Source organism: Acidiphilium sp. JA12-A1 (assembly GCF_000724705.2).
GTDB classification, from domain to species: domain Bacteria; phylum Pseudomonadota; class Alphaproteobacteria; order Acetobacterales; family Acetobacteraceae; genus Acidiphilium; species Acidiphilium multivorum.
The window spans coordinates 1-5,790 of record NZ_JFHO01000103.1 but is presented as its reverse complement, the minus strand read 5'-3'; the positions used below and the strand labels follow the sequence as shown (position 1 = coordinate 5,790).

The 5,790-nt window shown below is 61.3% G+C and carries 6 protein-coding genes; 2 read left to right on the top strand and 4 right to left on the bottom strand.

Annotated elements, in window-relative coordinates; genetic code table 11:
• The 3 genes from RT91_RS16925 to RT91_RS23070 form a co-directional block, all read right to left on the bottom strand.
• The coding region (locus RT91_RS16925; RefSeq protein ID WP_035188649.1) for a hypothetical protein at positions 1 to 1,926 on the bottom strand (1,926 nt) is incomplete at its 3' end.
• A complete protein-coding gene (locus tag RT91_RS16920) occupies positions 1,926 to 3,029 on the bottom strand; it encodes a PriCT-2 domain-containing protein (protein ID WP_152982860.1) in 1,104 nt (367 codons plus the stop codon). The genes RT91_RS16925 and RT91_RS16920, both read right to left, overlap by 1 nt.
• A gap of 40 nt (positions 3,030 to 3,069) precedes the next feature.
• Positions 3,070 to 3,294: an AlpA family transcriptional regulator gene (locus tag RT91_RS23070; protein WP_035188642.1), complete on the bottom strand. Its 225-nt coding sequence runs from the start codon at positions 3,292 to 3,294 to the stop codon at positions 3,070 to 3,072.
• 382 nt (positions 3,295 to 3,676) lie between these two features.
• Between RT91_RS23070 and RT91_RS16910 the strand changes: the two genes are divergently transcribed.
• Complete coding sequence (locus RT91_RS16910; RefSeq protein ID WP_035188639.1) at positions 3,677 to 4,123, top strand: hypothetical protein; 447 nt, start codon at positions 3,677 to 3,679, stop codon at positions 4,121 to 4,123.
• 112 nt (positions 4,124 to 4,235) lie between these two features.
• On the opposite strand, the gene RT91_RS21630 is transcribed toward RT91_RS16910, so the two are convergent.
• Positions 4,236 to 5,000 carry a hypothetical protein gene (locus tag RT91_RS21630; RefSeq protein ID WP_035188637.1) on the bottom strand — a complete coding sequence of 255 codons (765 nt, stop codon included), beginning with the start codon at positions 4,998 to 5,000 and terminating at the stop codon, positions 4,236 to 4,238.
• 174 nt (positions 5,001 to 5,174) lie between these two features.
• On the opposite strand from RT91_RS21630, the gene RT91_RS16905 reads away from it, so the two are divergent.
• Positions 5,175 to 5,790: hypothetical protein (locus RT91_RS16905; protein ID WP_205408984.1), on the top strand; the 616-nt coding region annotated here is incomplete at its 3' end.

Here is a 5,790-nt window from a genome sequence, read left to right as displayed (position 1 = left end):
GATGCGTGCCGGATTGTCCGCCGTTCGGTTGACGCCGCGAGCACGCCCGACCGCCTGAATCACTTCTGCGTCCGTGATCGCGCGCCGGATGCTTTCGAGCGATGGATCGACGAAACCCGTCCGAGAAATCGGTTCGCCGCGACCATCACGCATGAGAATATGGTCGATCATCGGCGCCATCTCGGTCGTGGTTGGGTGCTTGCCGGTCAGGGCAACCACAATGGCACGATGCGCTTCCGGCGACGCCTGTGGACGGCCGATCACGAATAGACAGTCCACCACGCCGAAAGCATCGAGACCGGCGATGGCATTGAAATGTGCCACATCGACGCCGGGGATGCCGGCGAATTCGGCTTCCGCGCCGTGATACGTGATCACCAAGCCGGAGCCGTCACCCACCTGCAGCCGAATGAAATCCCGGATGTTACGGATGCGACGGGCGCGCCGTCTGTCCTCGGCGGTGCCCCCCTCGGTAGGAAGCACGGACGTCTTGCCAAAACCACCTGTGGGGAGACCTTTCTTGTCGACCGTCGGGAGCACTTGCGTCACATGCTGATGCGGCGTGGCGGCGCGCAATGATGCCGTCAGACGCATGTGCGGAAGGAAAGCCCTGACCTGATCAAGGGCCAGTGTCGCATCGAGGTGCAGGATGGGAAGCCTCGCGATGTCTTCATGGACCTGATGCCGCCCATAAAGGGCTAGCGTCGCCTGCACGCCCGAAGAGCAACGTTGCTCGACCTTCTGCAGCCGACCGTCCTCTGCGCCGGAGAGCATCGCCTCGATGGCACGCCACATCTCTGCACGACGCGAGAGAGTGCGGTTCACAGCAGCCTTGTCCAAGGCCGCTTCCCGATCCGTGGCGCTCATCGTCGGCCGGAGTAGGCGTGTCGTGTCCACCTTGCGCGCCCACTCCAGCTTGGCTGCCGCCTGCGCGTCGGCGATGGTCAGCAGGCCGTTGAAGGATGCGGAGGTTAGGAACTCATTGTCGGCCGCGGCGGCCACTGCACGCTCGACGATGGTGCACCAGCCATAGAGCTTGCGGGTCCCACTCGGATCGGGGGCACCGTTCGCGAGGACCTGATTGCGACGTACATCGGAAGCGAGCGATGAAAGGGAAATGTCACGCCTTTTCTGCACGCCTCGCTGCCAGAACCCTTCGTCTACGACCACAATGCCGAAATCGCTGACCGAGATCGGGATAGGCACAAACAGCGCATTGTTGGCCGCGATGATGACGTCGGCGGATGCGGCGGCTTGCTTCTGCTGCAGGTACTGACAGCTACTCCGAAACGGGCACTGCGGCCCTCCCTGAGTGCCGCAGACGGTCTTTCCCACGTCGGCGTGGACGGCTTGCGCTTCATTGATCGCGTCGAGGTCACGGCACATTGTCTGACCCGAGCCGGGATCAATGGTATCGCGACCGCGCCAGACGACAGCCTTGATCCCGAGCAGCCTGAACTCCTTCAGTGTCTCATCCGCGAGCCTATGGTGGGGCACGAGCCAGAGCACCCGGTGCGGGCTCCCGGCCGCGCGCGCCTCAGATATGAAGCGGTTCACCTCTCGTCGCACGGCGGAGGATTTTCCAAGGCCGACATCGACGTGCATGGCGAAATGAAGACCGGCTGCGCCGACGTCACCGCTTCCGCTTCGGTGCCACGTCAGAATTTTGTCGATGACGTTCTGGATCTCCCGCACCATTTTGACGCGGACCGCCGCCGCGCTGGCAAGAGCCGGTTCGTGGCGCGGTCCATGGAAACCCGGCACCCGGAGTTTGGCGCACAGAGCGTGGATCGGCCAGTTGGCCGGGTTCCGGGCTTCCAGCCGCGCGTTGACGGTTGCGGGGTCGATGACCGCACCGGCATTCGCTTTCGCGACGATCTGATCGCAGACCGCCGCGATGTGCTTCTCGTACTGCTCCGGGGTCATCAGAAATCGGCGTCCATGATGACCTGATCGGCGGGAACCCCGGCCGATGCCGAAGCATGTTCACGACGGGCCGAGGAGAGCTTCGCGCGGAAGCTGGGCGTCAGGTAGGCGGGCTCGGCTTCCCTCACGCGCGTGAGAAGGTGGCCGAAATCGTGCCGCAGCGCGCCACCGTGGCGAAAGGCAAGCCATTTCTCGTCGACGGACCGGTGCCGGTAGGCTGGACTCTTGCGGCTGTACTCGTGAGCGAGATCGCGGCCACGGGCGCTGCCACCGGTCGCGCGGTAGATGGCAGACAGCACAGCGACCCAGTCATCGTAGCCCGTGTCAGCCGGGAGGTGAGCCACGATGTCGGCGACATCGTTGTCGGTGTAGTCGCTGCGCTCGCGGCCGTGCGGTGCCCACGGTTCCGGGTCTGTCGTCTTCGGCTCATCGTCGCCGATGCCGAAGATCGTGCGGCACCGGGAGAGGAACTCGGCGATCTGGACCGCCTTGATCAGAGGCAGGGTCTCACGCGGAACCCGCGCGAGACCGTCATCCGAGCGGCCCTCAGGCGTGATCCATTCGACGACTCCGAGATCGGGATGGATGCCGTGGACCATGCACTGTTGGCCGAGGCCGAGGATTTCGACCTTGTAGCCGTCGACCTTACCCACCTTCTGCTTTCTCGGCTCGCCTTCGGCGCGGTACAGCGCGAGATATCGAGGCGAGGTATGGCCGCGAACGCGCTTTGCCGGCGACGGTCCGAGCGTGTCGAGCAGCGCGGCCGTTACCTCGTCGGCGGCACTCGGATCATCAACGTCCACGTCGACCGCGTAGAGGCCGGCGCAGAGAATACCGGTGTTCCAGTCGCGAGCCGTGATCGGATCGATCCACTCTGTTTGGCCAGCACGGGCGCGGGCCTTGATCGGCCAATCGTGCTCGGAGGGGACCTTCTCGGCGCTGGCGAGAGGAACTGGAAGGTAACCACTACGAAGAATAACGGAACGGAAATGCCGCGCTTCCTCCGCCAATATCAAATGCAGTTCGGCCTCTGAAGCCGATGACAAATTTCGATCATTGTCAGCGTCGTCATAAATAGAAGTGTTCATCAAAATAATGCCCAATCAATGCGCCCGGCGTGTCTGCGCCGGGCGTAGTCTTCTGTCAGTTCGTTTCGAAAAAGCCGCTCGTGGCTGTACGCTTGGGGACAGTGTACCCGGCGTCGATCCACGCTTGCACTTCGGTCGCGTCATACCGAATCAGCCGCCCAACGCGGTAGAACGGCGGTCCGTAACCACGGGCCGCAGCGTTATCCAGCGTTGAACGGGCGATTCCCAAAATTTGGGACAAATCGTCCCGCGTGAGCCAGTTCGTGTTTCTGAAATCCATTTTTCGTCTAATTCCGGCATTCTACCCGAGGCCGAATTGCCTCGTCCATTTCTATTTAGCTCGCGATCTTCTCCGACCTGCGCCGGCCGCGAACGGGTCTGCGTCCCACTCGTCACATTTGGTTCGGCTTACGCTGACACCACCCTCACTCGGCCGGGGATCGCCGTATCGCCTAACAACGCGCCGGTGAAGAACCATTCAAGAACGTCGATCTGTGGAGCCGGCGTGACTTCTTCGTCCAATGCCCACGATAAGTGGTCCGCTGGTCATGTCGGCCCCGGCTCGTCATGTCGAGTTCGGTGCGCTTGCAATACAATTACGGCACTAATAGAACGGGGCTTTGTTGAGGTGTGCCATTGGATGCAGGTGCAAGGGACTCGTAATGCGCCGTCTGAAATTGGTCTTTCGTGCTATCGCGTACGTCGCAAGCATCGGTCTGGTCGGCTGCTCGATGATAGGCGGATGGATTCCCGGCACGATCTATAGCAACGACGGGACCGTCCTGAGCTTCTCCATCCAAAAGGAGTTCCACACGGGCGGCATGAAGGCATTCAATCCAAAGACTGGCGAAGCCTTCACAGGTTCATACGTCGGCGTTCTGCCTTCAGCCCAAGCGAGTTCTTTCGGCGTCGCAAACGTAGGTGGCGGTGTTCCCTCAGGCGAAAGTTTCACCACTGTCCGCTCGAACATGGCCAATGCGAGGGGTTTCCTGCGCGGCGACAAGGGAACGATGCTAACCTGCAGCATGCAGATTCAGGCGGGGCTCAATCCGCATGGTATCGGGACTTGCACCGACAATCACGACGAGCACTACGATCTGCAGTTCTGAGAGGAGCGGCGGAACTCGGAGCGCTCTCGTTCCGACGGCATGCCCTGCGGGCCGTCCTGTTACTTGGGGAAGCCGCGCCGTGATCGTCATCGTTAACTTTTGATATTTATATCTAAAAAATAGATTTGGCTGCGATTTCCAGCCACTGCACCACCGCGCCGAATGCGTGATGAAGTGACGGGTCTAAATTCGCGAGCCATGCGACCGCTCCCCCCCCTACAATGCTTCCTGCGGTTGTCATTGCCGCGTCCATCGCCTTGTCGAGCTTTTTCGCGCCCCACGTTGCAGTTGCAATGATCGCATTCCGGAGGGGGGCCACCCACCGCTTAACAAATGCGATGGTCGGCTTGGATTTTGACAGTTCGGCGCTGAGTTCTGCGGCGGCACGACGCAGCTCGTCAAGGTTGGCGCCCTCATCTTCTGCAGCTTCAGACTCACTGGCCGGTGGCCGATTATGGCCAATGCCGATAGGTCGAACCTGATCCAGTGCTGCGCGAAGTTGTTCAACCGCGGCCCGCGCTTCTGCACGAGCGCTACGTTCGGCGAGCGTTCCGTACTCAGCGCTGGGTTCGTCTAGAAAGACATCCAGAGCGATAGGTTCGTCGGGGGGGGCAGTTTCGTCATAATCTTCACGTGTAGGCTTCGAAGCCCAATCGACCGTGCCTTCAGCTTCTATCTCCTGCGCCGCTTCGTCGATGAGCCCTTCTGAAACCAAACTCCCAAACTTCGTATATAACACGTCACGCGCGTCATGCGGCCCTCCCCAAATCCAGAGGTAACCGCCTTCGGCGCTGTCATAGGGGGTGCGTTCGGCGGGGTCCTCGTAGTTTTGGCCAAACCAATCGATCATTAGTTCCAGCTTTTGCGCCTTCCGCATTCGCCGAAAGGCCGTTCGAGATATGCCAGACGCGGAACCGTCCTCTAAAAATGGGCGACGTTCGGTCATCGTGGGGCCATTGGGTCAAAGTGTAGCGCTGCTGCCTGTGCATAGACCATTGGGTCGCCCTGCGCCACACTGGCCCTTGATCAGGTCAGGGCTTTCCTTCCGCACATGCGTCTGACGGCATCATTGCGCGCCGCCACGCCGCATCAGCATGTGACGCAAGTGCTCCCGACGGTCGACAAGAAAGGTCTCCCCACAGGTGGTTTTGGCAAGACGTCCGTGCTTCCTACCGAGGGGGGCACCGCCGAGGACAGACGGCGCGCCCGTCGCATCCGTAACATCCGGGATTTCATTCGGCTGCAGGTGGGTGACGGCTCCGGCTTGGTGATCACGTATCACGGCGCGGAAGCCGAATTCGCCGGCATCCCCGGCGTCGATGTGGCACATTTCAATGCCATCGCCGGTCTCGATGCTTTCGGCGTGGTGGACTGTCTATTCGTGATCGGCCGTCCACAGGCGTCGCCGGAAGCGCATCGTGCCATTGTGGTTGCCCTGACCGGCAAGCACCCAACCACGACCGAGATGGCGCCGATGATCGACCATATTCTCATGCGTGATGGTCGCGGCGAACCGATTTCTCGGACGGGTTTCGTCGATCCATCGCTCGAAAGCATCCGGCGCGCGATCACGGACGCAGAAGTGATTCAGGCGGTCGGGCGTGCTCGCGGCGTCAACCGAACGGCGGACAATCCGGCACGCATCTTCGTGCTCAACGATGTCGTCC